The organism is Paenibacillus sp. B46(2026) (assembly GCF_056786355.1).
In genome coordinates, this window is sequence record NZ_CM165907.1 from 5,256,261 (window position 1) to 5,272,291 (window position 16,031).

Here is a 16,031-nt window from a genome sequence, read left to right on the forward strand (position 1 = left end):
TTCACTCAGGTAAGCGGGAAGCCAGCTCTCTATTACAGAGCTGGCTTCCCGCTGATATAACAGGTACCTCACTTATTCATCAATCGCAATCCTCAGGTTAGTTTTGTATCCATGGATTACGACGCTTTTTATCGGATTTCCGTTGGTTGGAAGTTGTTGCACCTTCTCTGGATGTTTTCCCGGACACGGATACCTTGGATTTGTTCTTCAGAGGAGCTTTGCTGTTTGTTCTGCGTTTCGCAGCTGCCGGCTTATTCCCGGCTTGCTTGGACTTCGCCTCCGAATCCGCTCCAGGCTCATCAATTGCTACCTGACTTAAGTTAGCGTCGTCACGTCCCCCTTTTTTACCACCCTTGCCTTGGCCCTGTGGAGGGTACATATCACCAAAAGCACCAAGCGGGGACGGCGGGACCATGTTCTGTGTAGGATACGGATTCTGATAAACATACTCAATAGGCTGATTCGGCATCGTTGATGTGGACATTTCAGGTGGCATACCATACGAAGGACCGTACATGTTCCAAGCCGGATCCTGATAACCATGAGTAGGATAAGTATACTGAGGCATATGTGTATGTGAACCACATCCGCATGGCGGGTACGGAAGCATCGAATACGGAGATATGAACGGTGGCTGATGATTCATATGGCTAGGTGCTGTATACGTTGGGAATGGACTATTCACATGGCCAGCTGGTGCAATTGGAAATGAATTGTTTTGCATGTCTGCAGACACATTTGGCATAACGTTGTTGTGGTTATGACTTTGCTCCGCACCAGTCCACGGACTGTTCGGCAGATCACTGCCACTATAAGGACTCACTTCTGGAATCCCTGGAAAGGGCGCATTGTTGCTCGCTCCTGCCGTGTACATGTCTTGCTGAACAACGTACACCTCTTGTGCAGGTACCGGGATTTGAACATAAGGGTACTCCGCTGGCGCATGATGCAATTTATTACCACACCCACAAGGCTTTTTCGTTGCTGGTGCAACCTCAACCGGAGACTTGGTATTAGGCATTACTGGCAAAGGCATAATTTCAGGTGAAAGATTGGGCATTGTGTATTCCTTGGACTCTGTTACCGGTTTTACATGAACTTCGGGTTTAGCCTCTTCCTTTTTGTGCGTTTTCTTTTCGGGTTTTACTTCAGGAAGCTCAGGCAACTGCGGCAGCACCTCCAGTTCTGGCATTACATTCGGCATTACCGGATTAGCTGGCGGTGGGACGGGTACTGGAACCTCTGATACCGGAGGAGGAGTTGGCGTGACAGGTACCGGTGGTGCAGGCTCTTCTTTTACTCCCGTATATTCCTTCCCTTCAGGCGACAACTTTTCATGTGCAGCAATGTTGCTGGCACCCGAATTAGATGTGCTGTTTCCTTGTGCGTGCATAGATGGAATATAAACTGTCTCCCCCACCAGCAGAGCGTTCGGATTTTTCAACTGTGGATTGGCATTGATCATATCTTTCAAAGGAACTCCCCAGGCTTGTGCCAACTTCCATAACGAATCTCCTTGCTGAACCTTGTGACTGTGCAGCACACCCTCGGGCTTCGGTGTTACTGGCTCTGCAGGGATTTTGACCTTCATACCAATGTCCAGCTTGTCGGGATTTGTGATCTGCGGATTAGCCGCGATCAATTTGTCCAGCGCTACATTGTATTTTTGGGACAGCAGATATAATGTGTCGCCTTTTTTCACCATGTGTATTTTCACAGGGAACTAACCTCCTAGACGTCATACTTGGGCAGTACATTCGCCCATACCGTTACTACATCCTATGCAGAAACCGGGCTAATGACATCAACTAAACAAAAAAAATCCTCCTGTCTCTAAAATCCCCATACGCCAGGCATGCTGAATTTTATCGGACAAGGAGGATTCCTGTTCCCTATGTTATTCAATTCAAACTTAAGATTCCCACACCTTGTAGCCATCTTTGTCAACGATCTGACGGAATGCTTCCAGCAGTCTCAGCGTTACTGGACCTGCTACACCCGTACCAATCGTTCTTCCATCCACTTCGTATGCAGCGATAACTTCTGCAGCCGTCCCGGTGAAAAAGACTTCATCTGCAATATACACATCATGAAGAGTGAATGGAATTTCTTTCAATTCAAGCTCAAGTTCGCCACATAGATCGATAATGGCTTGACGTGTAATCCCTTCAAGTGCTCCGAGATAACAAGGAGGCGTGTATACTACACCATTTTTGATAATGAAGATGTTATCACTTGAACCCTCAGTAACGTACCCTTGGGAATTCAGCATAATCGCTTCACCGGCACCTGAATAGTTGGATTGAATTTTAACCAGGATGTTATTCAAATAGTTCAATGATTTAATTTTTGGATTTAATGCATCCGGAATGTTCCGGCGTTGGGATACAGACACTGCTTTCAACCCCGTAAGATACGCTTCCTCCGGATAGATTGCCAATTGCTCCACGATGATGATTACCGACGCTTTCGGGCAACGTAATGGGTCCAACCCCAGATTACCAGGGCCACGCGATACAATAAGACGAATATAACCGTTACGCATATCATTACGCCGTACCGTTTCAGCCATGACTTCCAGCATCTCATCAATGGACAGCGGGATGTTCAAACTGATGGATTTTGCCGAATCATACAAACGATCCAAGTGGGCCTTACATCTGAAAATATTTCCGTTATAAATCCGAATACCTTCGAAAATCCCGTCTCCATACAAAAATCCATGATCATATACTGAAACGGTTGCGTTCTCTTTGGTCACATACTGACCATCCAAATAGATCCATTGTTCTGCCACCGATGACTGCACCTCCATAAAATATCCATTCCCTGTACTCCTAAACGTTATTAACCCGTCCATTGTACACCAAATGACAAGCCCTTACTTGTTCACTCTACCCACAATTATGACAACCTTCTAACAATCTCAACCATCATAAAGGCCGATTACCTCGAAGGATATGTATAACAAGGATAGCTACCAAGAACGCGCACCTGACAATTCAACGCCTCAATCTCGGCCATAGCTGCGGTGAGCAATACCGAATCGACCGTTTCCACAACATCAATGTAGAAATAGTAACTGCCCAATCGTTTCTTCGTTGGACGAGATTCGAGACGGGTCAAATTCAGCTTCCGCCAGGCAAATGCCGACAATACCTGATGCAACGCTCCCGGTGCATCTTCTGGCAACGTCACCAGCAAGCTTGTTTTCACATGATCCGGTTCACGAGGAATGTTCACAGGTTCATGGCCGATGAGCACAAAACGGGTATAGTTGTTGTCATGATCTGTAACCCGTTCAGCCATAATGTCCAGACCATGCTTCTGAGCAGCAAGCTTTGTACCGATCGCCACCCAGCCCTTACCCGGATTTTTTTTCACAATTTCTACAGCTTCAGCTGTACTGTTCACACCTTCAAGGTCCGCCCCAGGCGAATGCAGCCGAATAAAATTCTGACACTGTGGAATAGCCACAGGATGAGACATGATCTTGGTAATTCTACCGAAATCATACTCGCCGCTCTCCGTCTTAAATTCCGAGCCATGTCCAATAACATTCTGGATGGATGGGTACACCCACTCCGCTTGCATTGGAATGTCCACTTCATTCACAAGCCAGTCCATATGAAGACTAACGGAACCCTCAATGGTATTTTCAATCGGAATGACACTGTATTGTGCTTTCCCACTATCTGTTGCTCGAAATACATCCGAAATTAGCTTCGAGTGAAGCAAATCTAACGGTTCACCGTTAAACAGGAAATCAATCGCTTCATGGGAAACTGAGCCTTCAGGTAATACTGCAATTCGTTTCATGCATTAACTTCCCCTTTGATTCTGTCCAAAAAAGGACGTTCGTCTTGATCAGGCAGCACGGTTACACCGTCCAAATCCGGATCGAGCCACAGTGCAGAAGCAGATATGCCCTCCCGCCCCATGGTGTCCAGCAAATATTGTTCCAATTCCGCTTTTCGGGTGTCATGACGATCGACCAAAGTCAACACAGTCGGTCCGGCTCCGCTCAGGGCAGCTCCCAAAGCTCCATGATCGACAGCATGTTCCAATATCTCAGCCATGCCTGGCACCAATGATGCCCGATATGGTTGGTGAATTCGATCTGACATCGCCTTCTGAATCATATCCAGTCGCCCACTCGCCAAAGCGGCAACGAGCAGTGAGGATCTGCTAATGTTATGCACCACATCAGACATGCCAAATTGCTCTGGAATCACATTCCTTGCTTTTGAAGTAGACAGCTGGAATTCAGGTACAATAACTAAAGCCTGCAAATCCTGGTGTGGTTCAATACGTATATGATCTACCTGTTGACCATTCCATGCAGCCGTAATAATACCGCCATACAGAGATGCTCCCACATTATCAGGATGCTTCTCGAGGGATGTGGCCATATCCAGAAGCTTCGCATCGGATAAAGGAGCACCAATTAATGCATTCGCTGCGGCCAGTGCCCCAACGATGGCTGATGCACTGCTCCCGAGTCCACGCGTAAGCGGAATATCGGAATACATGGAAATCTCCAATTCAGGTACGGACACCCCGGCTTCATCGAATACCATCTGTGCCACTTCATGAATCAAATTTGATTTGTCTGTAGGCAAGCCTGTCAAATGATTGCCGTGAAGATGAAATGTTGTCTGCTCGGCAGGTTTCATTTCCAACCAGGCATACAAAGACAATGCCATGCCCAGGGTATCAAACCCTGGACCGAGATTGGCTGTGCTTGCAGGTATTTTTACGGTTACCTTTTCACGCAAACTCATACAGATTGCTGCTCCAGTTGTGCAATGGCCGCCATTACTGCTTCTTCCGTGTCTTCAACAACAAGTGGCTCAGTCGCTACCGTTTTGATCGCAATATTAGGATCTTTCAGGCCATTGCCTGTCAGTACACAAACTACAGTCTCTCCGCCTTTAAAGTACCCTTCACTCTTCAGTTTGTATACACCAGCAAGGGAAGCCGCAGAAGCAGGTTCAGCAAAAATCCCTTCCCGAGAAGCAAGCGTACGATACGCTGTCAGGATTTGTTCATCCGTTACATAGTTAATCTGTCCACCAGATTCCTCAGCTGCAGCTACTGCCGTTTTCCAGCTCGCCGGATTACCGATTCGAATCGCTGTTGCTACCGTTTCAGGTTCAAGGATCGGCTCGCCTTTGACAATAGCCATCGCACCTTCAGCTTCAAAACCAACCATGCGTGGTAGTGTGCTGGATTTACCTGCCTCTTTATATTCTTTGAAACCTTTCCAATAAGCCGAGATATTACCCGCATTACCGACTGGAATAGCCAGGATGTCAGGCGCTTCGCCAAGTTGTTCAATCACTTCAAACGCTGCTGTCTTCTGTCCTTCAATCCGGAACGGATTCACGGAGTTTACAAGCGTGATTGGGTGTTTGGCTGTAATCTCACGCACAATCTCCAGTGCACGGTCAAAGTTACCATTGATCGCAATCACTTTGGCTCCATAGATCATCGCTTGGGCCAGTTTACCCAGTGCAATGTTGTTATTCGGAATCAGCACGATACAATTGAGACCCCCACGTGCGGCATAGGCTGCTGCAGCTGCTGACGTATTACCTGTGGATGCACACATGATTGTGCGACTGCCCTCTTCCATCGCTTTGGCAACAGCCATAACCATGCCACGGTCTTTGAAAGAACCTGTGGGGTTCAAACCTTCGTACTTGAAATAAACATTTAAGCCGAGCTCCTCCGACAGATTCTCTGCATGAATCAAAGGTGTGTTTCCTTCCTGAAGCGTAAGCAGGGGTGTATTTTCATTAACCGGAAGGTGCTCTCTGTACGTTTGCAAAAGTCCTTGATATCTCATTGTGGGTAAACTCCTTTATGTTTTAATAATCTGAAATGATGACCTGTTGAACCGGATATGATTAACTTGTACGTTATAATTGAAATATTTGAGATGCCGTATGGGGATACGGACAATTATCCTTCGACCCGGTAGACACTCTTAATGCGGCGAATGACGCTGAGTGATTCAAAATGTTTTAACACTTTATCCATGCTTGCCTTACTTGCATTATGTGTAACGATAATGATCTCGGCATCCGGGTTATGCTCATTCGGCTGTTGAACAACCGAGGCCAGACTGACATCATATTCTGCGAAAATTTGGGTGATTTGTGCCAATACACCGGCTTTGTCGTCTACGTGTAGTAAAATAAAGTTTTTCGACACGATCTGCTCGTCGCTTTGCAGTCGCTTCGTCTTATAAGGCACAATCGCTTTGAGACCGTTCACGCCAAGTTTAAGATTTTTGGTAACCGCCACTATGTCAGCTACAACAGAAGTTGCCGTTGGGAGTTCTCCCGCACCTGCACCGTAGAACATGGTCTCCCCTACAGCTTCACCGTGTACATATACTGCGTTGAATACGCCGTTGACTGAGGCAATCGGGTGATTCTGTCTAACCATTGTCGGCTGAACGCTAATCGTGATCTCATCGCCAATACGGTCCGCAATACCAAGTAACTTCATCTCATAGCCCAGTCTTCTGGCATACGTAATGTCTTCACGGGTTACGGAGGATATCCCTTTAACGGTTACATCCTTCAACTCCACATTGGTGCGGAAACCGAGCGTGCTCAAGATCGCCATTTTGCGAGCTGCGTCAAGTCCTTCCACATCCGAGGTTGGATCCGATTCGGCGTATCCCAGCGCCTGTGCCTCGGCCAGCACTTCTTCATAGGATGCACCTTCCTGACTCATTTTGGTCAAAATAAAGTTCGTTGTTCCGTTCACAATCCCCATAATGCGGGTGATCCGGTCGGAAGAGAAACCTTCAATCAGCGTACGAATGATCGGAATCCCTCCCGCAACACTCGCCTCATAGAACACGTCACATTGTTTTTCCTGCGCCTTCGCCAAAATCTCTGTACCATGCAGTGCCATGAGATCCTTGTTCGCTGTTACGATATGTTTCCCACGTTCCAATGCTTCAAGAATATACTCCTTCGTCTGATCAATGCCGCCCATGACTTCAACGATGACATCAATATCCGGATGACGAATAACTTCCCAAGGATCTTCAGTAAGCTTGGCGCGGTCTACAGCAATGACACGGTCTTTCTCTGTATTTTTCACTGCGATTTTCTCGATGACAATCGGCGATCCAACCTGACTGCTCAGATCCTCCTGATTTCCTTCCACAATGCGAACGACTCCCGTTCCGACAGTTCCCAGACCCAACAATCCGACTTTTACCGGTTTCACTAACGATCTACCCCCTAATGTCTATTCTTGTCTGTCAGCCCTGTATGATAAAGCCTAATTAACCTTGGCCTACAATACGCGTTCGTCTCACTCCAGGCATATCTTGCATCCGATCCAGCATTTCTCCAATTTCGCCGTGAAGATGTGTTGTTTCCACCGAAATGACAACATTGGCTCTTCCCTGAAGCGGGATACTCTGATTAATCGTGAGTACGTTAGCTCCATAACCAGCTACATGTCCAAGCACACGAGACAAGATCCCCGATTGATGCTCCAGATCAATGGAGATTGTTACAATTCTCTCGCGCTCAAGCTGGTTGATCAGATGAATTCCATCCTTGTACTTGTAAAAGGCACTCCGGCTTAATCCGACCTGTTCAACCGCCTCATGCACTGTTTTAACATCACCGGAAGCCAGTAGTTCTTTTACCTGCATGGTCTTCACCACAGCCTCTGGTAAAATATCTTCCCGCACTAAGTAATAGCGTTCGTTCACAGAACGTCCTCTCCTCAAAGACTCATGTATTCATATAGTGGACATTATATAGGATCTATGACAAAAGGGCAATACATGACACACCTATTTTTTGAAATATGTTCCTCACAGTATCAAGTTTATCTTTCTCCCATGTCAGGAAAAAACAAAAAAAACGCAGAGTTGCGGGTCAACTTCCCACTTCTCTGCGTCCATATATCGATCTGTCTCTCTACGGAAGACGGCTACTTAGTAGTAACTGCTGCCTTCCACAAATTCGAATTCAAAGTCTCCAATACGCACGATGGTGCCTTCTACAGCTCCGCGCTTACGCAACTCAGCGTCCACACCCATATAACGCAGTGTACGTGCGAGTTTCAATATAGCTTCATGCGAGTTCAATTGCATCCGTTTCATCATGCGATCAATCTTGGCACTTTCGACAACGAACATTTCATTCTCACGCACAATACGGAAACCATCGTCCTCTTTTTTGTCCAAGCTGTACACTTTACGTTCGGATACGTCTGCTACCTCTTCAACCACTGGCTCGTCCGGAATCTGATCCAGCAGATCAGCGGCACGATACAAGAGCTCTTGAATCCCTTTACGAGTCAGAGAGGAAATAGGCATTACTTCAATATCCGGTTGCACCTCACGAACTTGCTGCAAAAATTGCGCCAGATTTGCTTCAGAGTCCGGCATATCCATTTTGTTGGCTGCTACAACCTGCGGTCTCTCAGCCAGAAGCGGATTGTACAGTTTCAGTTCATCATTGATTTTCTGCCAGTCTTCAAATGGATCGCGCCCTTCTGAACCGGACATGTCCACCACATGAATAATAATACGGGTACGCTCGACATGACGTAAAAACTCATGCCCCAATCCGATTCCTTCATGTGCGCCTTCAATCAGTCCAGGCAAATCGGCCATGACGAAACTTCGGCCTTCTCCTACACCGACTACACCCAGATTCGGTGTAATGGTTGTGAAATGGTATGCCCCGATCTTTGGCTTGGCTGACGAAACGACAGAAAGCAGTGTGGATTTCCCTACACTCGGGAAACCAACCAGACCAACATCTGCCATAACTTTTAATTCGAGTACGATGTAACGCTCTTGTCCTTCTTCACCGTTCTCAGCAAGTTCAGGTGCAGGATTGTTCGGTGTAGCAAATCGGATGTTCCCCCGTCCGCCCCGACCACCACGAGCAATAACAACCTGTTGACCGTGACGTGTCATATCCGCCAGTACTTCTCCACTGTCTTCATCCAAGATGATAGTTCCTGGTGGAATGCGCACAATCATGTTCTCCGCGTTTGCACCATGCTGACTTTTATTACGTCCCTTCTCACCACGTGGGGCCTTGAAGTGACGCTGGTAACGAAAATCCATCAACGTACGCAAACCTTCATCCACGCGGAAAATGATGTCAGCTCCTCTGCCTCCATCGCCCCCGGCAGGTCCGCCGTTTGGTACATACTTCTCACGACGGAACGAAATAATTCCGTCCCCTCCGTCTCCGGCTTTTACATAAATCTTCGCTTTATCTACAAACATTGGTTAACCCCTTCTTCCTATATTCCACACGGCATTCTGAATTGTATAAACGTATCCTCAGACGGAAACTGCTCCGTTCTGACTTTTTTTCCTTTGAGTACGGCAGTAAGCTGCCGCAGTGTTTCCGGATCGGGTGGTTGATCCCCGTCCAGTCGGACAACCACATCTCCATGATCCTGTCCGAAGTTCAAGGTCAGTTTGCGAACCTCTCCCCAAGAAGACCGGCCGCCGCCATATTGATAGGCCCTGATTGCATCCGCAATCGCCCCGGTAAGTGACTCGCCATCCTCGGGAGAGACCAGAGCACTAAGCTGCAACTCATCTTCTATTTCCACATGCAATTCCAGCGCGATTCCACTGGCGCGGAAAGACTGAAGATAAAATACGAGGGACGGAATGCCTAATCTGGAGATTCGGCTTTCTTCTGTAACCCGCTCTTTTATTCTTTCCACACATTGCAAGGATTTATCAAGTTTGCCCAGCCGAAGATATCCATATAACACCTGAAGGTCGTTCATCCAGTCGTGTCGATGATGATTTAATGAAGCAATTGCTGTCTTTTCCATGGATTGTATGATAGTTCTGCGTTCCGCCTCCGCCTGTCTCTTCATCGCATTGACAGAAATTAACAATACTGCGACGGACCACAATGCGCACACGACGCTTGAGATCATCGCCGGATACAACATAACGAAAACCAAAGGAATCAGAAGTGAACATGCCGCAATCCACGGCACTCTTTTCCAAGATTTCATGGCTTCTCCCCGTTCTACAAAACTCGGTAGGTCTACACCCACCGTAACCAAGTATAACATGTCTTTTCTGCCAGTTCATTATCGAATAACCGTGAATACAAAAAACCTCCGGCAAAAATGCCGAAGGCTCCTTAGGCGGAATGCCGATATTACGCTTCTACTGCAGCTGCTACAGGAGCAACATTAACAGGATAGATGCTTACTTTTTTGCGATCGCGTCCCCAACGTTCGAATTTTACAACGCCGTCGATTTTCGCGAACAAAGTGTCATCCTTACCGATGCCAACGTTAGTTCCTGGGTGAATTTTCGTTCCGCGTTGGCGAACGAGAATGCTACCACCAGTTACAGTTTGACCATCAGCACGTTTAACACCCAGACGTTGAGCATTACTGTCACGTCCGTTCTTCGTGGAACCTACACCTTTTTTCGATGCGAATAACTGAAGATTTAATTTCAACATGATTGGTTGTCCTCCTTCTTTGATTATTTGAGTTGCTGTATCTGAATATACTTCCCGTATGACTCTTCAATATTAGAGAGCATAACCACCATGGATTCGAGTAACAATTGTACCTGGGACCAGGTTTCCCCTCTCTCTAACAAAGGTAAAGAACCACTTAAAAAGCCATTCTTCATCTTGGCGTCCATTTCGACACCAGTCAATGTTTCAATCGAGTTCACCGTACCCACTGTAACAGCGGATACCCCGGCACATACGATGTCTTCTCCCCGCTTGGCAAAATTAGCATGCCCTTCGATGGAAAAGCGTTCGATGCTCCCGTCCTCATCACGAAAGATTTGAACGATAATCACTTATCGCACCTTCTTACGCTTTGATTTTTTCGATAGTTACTTTAGTGTACGGTTGACGGTGACCTTGCTTCACATGGTAGTTCTTTTTAGGTTTGTATTTGTATACAATAACCTTTTGTCCTTTGCCATGTTTCTCCACTTTAGCCGTTACAGTAGCTCCGGAAATCAATGGTGTACCTGCTGTCAAACCTTGATCGTTAGATACAGCCAGGACACGGTCGAACGTTACGCTTTCGCCATCGTTCGCAGTCAATTTCTCGATGAACAGAACATCGCCCTCTTGGACTTTGTACTGTTTGCCGCCTGTTTCAATAATTGCGTACATTTGCCTTGCACCTCCTCATGTCTCAGACTCGCCCGTTCTCAGGTGACAGTATCCTTGCGGAACTGTTCTTATACCCGGCCAGTGCGGTTACAGCATGTGCAAGACCAATAGGCTAAACACATACTTGAATATTATATCACGCAATATATCAAAAATCAATGCAAAGGTGAAATATATCTTTTCCCCGTACCATGACAGGAAGAACACAGCTCCACATAGGGCAACGTACTCTCTTCCCGCACTTTCTTACGGGTAAGTTCGAGCAAGCCCAGCTTGGTCCAACCCATTACAAACGCTTTGGTCCGATCCTTCTTGAGCTCGCCCTCCAAGGTTGCCGCGACTTCATGCCGATTCGAAGCTTCCTCCATATCAATGAAGTCGACAATAATCATGCCACCGATATCACGCAGGCGCATCAGCCGGGCAATCTCCACTGCTGCCTGCATGTTGGTTTCCGTCACAGTCTCTTCCAGACTGTCACCGCCAGCTCCCGTATATTTGCCCGTGTTCACATCCACTACAGTCAGAGCTTCAGTATGGTCAATGACAATATATCCGCCTCCGGGCAGCCACACTTTCCGGGCAAAATCCTTGTTCAACTGCTCCTGGACACCATAAGCAGCAAAGATAGACTCTGCTCCCCGATAAACCTGTACCTTCGGTTGATGACCAGGACTAATCTCTTCCAGCAATGCTTTTACCTCACGGGCTTGTCCTTCACTATCAGTGATGACTTCATCACTGCCCGGTGTATACACATCTCTGATGATTCGCTGCACCATGCTATGATCCCGATGCAAGAGACTTGGCGAAGGCAAACTGTCTGCTTTTTCACGAATCAGGTACCACTGCGCGCGTAATGTTTCCAAGTCTGCCTGAATGGCTTCATGCTGCTCTTCTTCAGATACGGTTCGAATAATAAGCCCTTCTTCATCCCGCCTCAGTTGCTCCCCAAGTGCCTTAAGACGGGAACGATCCCCTTCACGGGCAATTTTCTTGGATACCGCTACATAGTCAGCAACAGGCATGTAGACAAGCCAACGGCCCGGGAGTGAGTAATGAGTCGTCACCCGGGCTCCCTTGCCTCCTACCGGTTCTTTCAGAACCTGAACAATGATTTCCTGACCTGGACGAAGCAACTCCGAGATGGAAGGCTTCACCTTGGGCTGCTTCTCCAGATGGGGATGTAACACATCGTCCACATAGAGAAACGCATTCTTTTTCTGACCAATATCCACAAAAGCAGCCTGCATACCTGGTAACACATTCACGACCCGTCCCTTGAAAAAGGAACCCAGCAGTCCACGCTCGCGTGTACGCTCTGCCGTAAATTCCACAGCTTTGCCTTCTTCCAGAAGCGCCATTTGCATGAGGTTATGTTCATTATGTACTATCATTTGTTTCATGGCTTCACCTCTAGAAGACAATTCAATTCATCCACATCCATTTCAGTATCTTTGCAATTCTCATTGTACATGTATTAACCCATTTCAGAACAGGTCCACCAGAACACTACAATTTATCACCATTTTGCCTAAAATAGGAACCGATAATCCGTTGTTCAGGCAACACGGCCATAATTCGACCCTGTCTATTCATCACGTATACCATATGGTATCTTTCTCTCTTTAATAGACGCAAAATAGTGTCCAAAGGTTTCGCCGGAAATGAGATTATTGGCTGCGCCAAACTGCCAGTAGCCGCATGCCGAGCGAACGCACCCTCTCGATTCATGAGAAAACGGATAAAGCGGTAGGGCACATTTCGGTAATCCGTCAGGTTGGAATAGAACAAAAAAAGGCCGATTAACAGAATGTTGAGCGGCAGGCCGTAGTCTCCGGTCAGCCATCGGCTGATCGCATACAAAATAACTCCTGCGCTACACAGGATACTAATTCTGTATGTCCACATTAATGTTGTATAGTAGGGTGCCCACAGACTGACAAGTGCCTGAACAATTTTACCTCCATCCAGAGGGAGTACTGGAAGCAGATTAAAGAGGGCAATGAGCAGGTTCCCCTGAATGATATAGCTCAGAAAAACAGGATCGCCCAGATTGCCATACTGCAACAGCAAAACAACGCCAACCATCAGCATGTTTTGTAACGGGCCTGCGAGAGCAATCATGATTTCCCGGTAGGCCGTGATAGTACCTCCATCTTCGATAACCGCTACTCCTCCAAAAGGGAGCATCTGGATCGACAAGACACGATAGCCCAGAAGGGCCGCAGCCGCAGCATGTCCACATTCATGAATGAAGACGATCGCAAACAACGTAATGAGTTCAATAAAATGTCCAGTCAGAAGGGAGGCCATCATGATGATCACAAAAAACGGATGAAACGTAATACGGACTCCCCACACCCTAATCAAGGGCAACGACTTCCGCTGGGTCTACGTACTCCTCCCCCTCTTTGACCGCAAAATAGAGCGTGGCCGGTTGCTGACCACCAGTAGCCTTGAGACTCCCCACTGGATTCCCCGCTTCCACCCAATCATTCACGTTCACTTCACTTTCGTTCAGCCGACCATATATTGCCGTGACATTGCCTGTATGTTGGATGACAACTGTGAATCCACTTGCTGCATCGCCGATAACCTCCATGACACGCCCAGCATCCGAACTGGCGACCTGTATAAGTTCTGCACCTGCGGCATCCGGAACGATCTCTATTCCCTTCATACTCAGCGCGAATGGCTGAACCACTGTGCCTGAGATTGGTTTGCCCAGTAACTGTCGAATGCCTGAACCATTGACAGCATCCGTCGTATGTCCAAGAACCGGAAGAAACGAAGGCGCTCCTCCAAAATGCCGTTCATACCAAGCCGCTGCTGAGGCAAAATCCATATCCCGATGGAGTGCATCGGCAATTACTGTTTTGGGTGATGTCGTCCACGATGTATCCATTTGAAATAGACCCCATACTCCGCCAAATATCAAAGCGCTAATGAACGTCCGCTTTAGAAGTGACTTAAAGAGGTTGAATCTCGAATCCCCCCCTGGAACGAAATGGCCATTCTCTTTTTTCCACAGCCATTCCGGATCTCTTTCCTGTGTCCCCTCACCAGACGCAAACGGCTTCCGTTGTATGATCTCATTCTTGTCCAATAGCGAACCTACTTTTTGCTCCTGTAAGACTTCAACAGTCGCACCGTCCATCAGTCGCCGAATGCGTTCTTCTCTTCTCTGCTTGATTCTGAGTTTCGTATTCATGGAATGTCCTCCCGCCGAGGCTTGTTTACTACATCCTATGAAGAGGCGGTTGATAATATGAACAAGCCTGTCGGCAGGTAACAAAAAAAGCCGGGCTATAAGCCACGGCTGTCATGTAATCAGATAATAAATAAGTCCGTTTAACGAATTAACCCATTCCAAAGAACTTTTTGAAACGAGTAAAAGCACCCTTTTTCTGCTCCAGCTGCATCAATGGAACCGTATCTCCCAAAATGCGTCGTGCAATGTTGCGATACGCAATCGCCGCAAGTGAATCCGGATTCATGACCGTAGGTTCTCCTGAATTGGCCGCTTTGATGACCAGCTCATCATCAGGTACGATCCCAATCAGGTCAATATTAAGTACTTGTAAGATGCCATCGATATCCAGCATGTCACCCGATTTAACCATATTATTGCGAATTCGATTCACCACCAGCTTCGGTGATTGAATGTGCGAACTCTCCAGCAGGCCGATGACACGATCGGCATCACGTACTGCAGCATTTTCCGGTGTAGTGACCACGATGGCCTGATCTGCTCCTGCTACCGCATTTTTGAAACCCTGCTCTATGCCGGCTGGGCAATCAATAATGACGTACTCAAAATCTTTTTTCAATTCAAGGATAATATCCTTCACCTGTTCTGGCGACACCGAGTTTTTGTCTCTCGTCTGCGCAGCAGGCAACATGTATAATTCTTCGAAACGCTTGTCTTTGACCAAAGCCTGATTCAGACGGCAGCGGCCGTCCGCAACGTCGCACAGATCGTAAATAATACGGTTTTCGAGTCCCATCACGACATCCAAATTACGAAGGCCGATATCGGTATCTACCAGACAAACCTTTTTGCCGAGCAGCGCCAGCGCTGTCCCGATGTTTGCCGAGGTGGTTGTTTTACCCACGCCGCCTTTACCCGAAGTGATCACGATCGCCTCTCCCATGAGCTACACTCCTTTAAACACATTAAAATCTCGGCGCAACCGAACGATATTGCTCATCTTGTCGATCTGCATCTGATTGTCCTGTAAGTAAGCAAATTCCATTCCGGTCTCTCGGCTCTCCCATTCATCGGGAGGACGACTGATGATATCCGCAATCCGCAGCTGCGTCGGTGCAAATACCGAAGCGGCAATGATCGCTTCCTCGTCCCCGCCAATTCCAGCATGAGCCATACCTCTGAGTGAACCCAACACATATATATCTCCGGTACACGTCACTGTGCCCCCCGGATTGATATCCCCAAGAAACAGGAGATTTCCTTCATGATGAAGCACCTGACCTGAACGCACCATACCACACATGGTTACAATCGGCGGCGGTCCTTTAACCTCCGGTTGGAGTGCAGGTGAGTCGATGGATCGAATAAGCAGATTCCCTTTTTGCTTCAATATATCGAGGATTGCTTCTTTCTGGTCCTCTGTCACTTCGCGGGCACCCAACTTGATATCCACATGAACAATTGGTCCGGTCAAAATATTTTGATGGCTGTGTTCCAGCTTATAGCGGAGCTCATAGAGCAATTCCTCGAATTCACATTGATCGTCCAACAGGAAAACCAGGCCGTCTCGGATGCCTTTAATCGTTACGTGATTCGATTTTACCGTCATAAGCCTGTCCCTCCCATCTCATTAC

At 47.4% G+C, this 16,031-nt stretch carries 17 protein-coding genes and 1 other annotated feature; all 17 genes read right to left on the minus strand.

From position 1 onward, the window contains the following. Window positions 1-97: 97 nt before the first annotated feature. A complete protein-coding gene (locus tag AC1S8V_RS23345) occupies window positions 98-1,717 on the minus strand; it encodes a LysM peptidoglycan-binding domain-containing protein (RefSeq protein WP_482070967.1) in 1,620 nt (539 codons plus the stop codon). Between the two features lie 195 nt (window positions 1,718-1,912). Continuing rightward, on the minus strand, window positions 1,913-2,797 hold the full coding sequence (ilvE, locus tag AC1S8V_RS23350) for a branched-chain-amino-acid transaminase (RefSeq protein WP_105410728.1): 885 nt from the start codon (window positions 2,795-2,797) through the stop codon (window positions 1,913-1,915). Window positions 2,798-2,946: 149 nt separating this feature from the next. Beyond that, complete coding sequence (pheA, locus tag AC1S8V_RS23355; protein ID WP_145325281.1) at window positions 2,947-3,819, minus strand: prephenate dehydratase; 873 nt, start codon at window positions 3,817-3,819, stop codon at window positions 2,947-2,949. Beyond that, window positions 3,816-4,784, minus strand: coding sequence for a homoserine kinase (thrB, locus tag AC1S8V_RS23360; protein WP_482070968.1), 969 nt, complete (start codon window positions 4,782-4,784; stop codon window positions 3,816-3,818). Before thrB ends, pheA begins: the two co-directional genes overlap by 4 nt. Beyond that, window positions 4,781-5,851 (minus strand): threonine synthase, encoded by a 1,071-nt coding sequence (thrC, locus tag AC1S8V_RS23365; protein WP_482070969.1) that lies wholly within the window; start codon window positions 5,849-5,851, stop codon window positions 4,781-4,783. The genes thrB and thrC overlap by 4 nt, the downstream gene beginning before the upstream one ends. A 116-nt stretch (window positions 5,852-5,967) precedes the next feature. Beyond that, complete coding sequence (locus tag AC1S8V_RS23370; RefSeq protein WP_482070970.1) at window positions 5,968-7,254, minus strand: homoserine dehydrogenase; 1,287 nt, start codon at window positions 7,252-7,254, stop codon at window positions 5,968-5,970. Between the two features lie 58 nt (window positions 7,255-7,312). Next, entirely contained in the window at window positions 7,313-7,750 is a 438-nt protein-coding gene (locus AC1S8V_RS23375; RefSeq protein ID WP_017692625.1) for an ACT domain-containing protein, read from the minus strand. A 228-nt stretch (window positions 7,751-7,978) separates the two neighbouring features. Continuing rightward, on the minus strand, window positions 7,979-9,289 hold the full coding sequence (obgE, locus tag AC1S8V_RS23380; protein WP_482070971.1) for a GTPase ObgE: 1,311 nt from the start codon (window positions 9,287-9,289) through the stop codon (window positions 7,979-7,981). Between the two features lie 17 nt (window positions 9,290-9,306). Next, window positions 9,307-10,044, minus strand: a complete 738-nt coding sequence (locus AC1S8V_RS23385; RefSeq protein ID WP_482070972.1) for a Spo0B domain-containing protein — start codon at window positions 10,042-10,044, stop codon at window positions 9,307-9,309. Window positions 10,045-10,193: 149 nt separating this feature from the next. Next, a complete protein-coding gene (gene rpmA, locus AC1S8V_RS23390; RefSeq protein WP_017692622.1) occupies window positions 10,194-10,505 on the minus strand; it encodes a 50S ribosomal protein L27 in 312 nt (103 codons plus the stop codon). A gap of 23 nt (window positions 10,506-10,528) precedes the next feature. Next, window positions 10,529-10,858 (minus strand): ribosomal-processing cysteine protease Prp, encoded by a 330-nt coding sequence (locus AC1S8V_RS23395; RefSeq protein ID WP_482070973.1) that lies wholly within the window; start codon window positions 10,856-10,858, stop codon window positions 10,529-10,531. A 13-nt stretch (window positions 10,859-10,871) separates the two neighbouring features. Further along, window positions 10,872-11,183 (minus strand): 50S ribosomal protein L21, encoded by a 312-nt coding sequence (gene rplU, locus AC1S8V_RS23400; protein ID WP_091037543.1) that lies wholly within the window; start codon window positions 11,181-11,183, stop codon window positions 10,872-10,874. 14 nt (window positions 11,184-11,197) lie between these two features. After that, window positions 11,198-11,282, minus strand: a sequence feature (ribosomal protein L21 leader region). 56 nt (window positions 11,283-11,338) lie between these two features. Beyond that, the gene (locus tag AC1S8V_RS23405; RefSeq protein WP_482070974.1) at window positions 11,339-12,589 is read right to left on the minus strand and encodes an Rne/Rng family ribonuclease; all 1,251 of its coding nucleotides are present in this window, start codon (window positions 12,587-12,589) and stop codon (window positions 11,339-11,341) included. A 106-nt stretch (window positions 12,590-12,695) separates the two neighbouring features. Then, a complete protein-coding gene (locus tag AC1S8V_RS23410) occupies window positions 12,696-13,556 on the minus strand; it encodes a M50 family metallopeptidase (RefSeq protein WP_482070975.1) in 861 nt (286 codons plus the stop codon). Continuing rightward, a complete protein-coding gene (locus tag AC1S8V_RS23415) occupies window positions 13,549-14,397 on the minus strand; it encodes a peptidoglycan DD-metalloendopeptidase family protein (protein WP_482070976.1) in 849 nt (282 codons plus the stop codon). Before AC1S8V_RS23415 ends, AC1S8V_RS23410 begins: the two co-directional genes overlap by 8 nt. Before the next feature lie 148 nt (window positions 14,398-14,545). After that, window positions 14,546-15,340, minus strand: coding sequence for a septum site-determining protein MinD (minD, locus tag AC1S8V_RS23420; RefSeq protein ID WP_053783092.1), 795 nt, complete (start codon window positions 15,338-15,340; stop codon window positions 14,546-14,548). A 3-nt stretch (window positions 15,341-15,343) separates the two neighbouring features. Then, on the minus strand, window positions 15,344-16,006 hold the full coding sequence (minC, locus tag AC1S8V_RS23425; RefSeq protein WP_017692615.1) for a septum site-determining protein MinC: 663 nt from the start codon (window positions 16,004-16,006) through the stop codon (window positions 15,344-15,346). Window positions 16,007-16,031 lie beyond the last annotated feature (25 nt).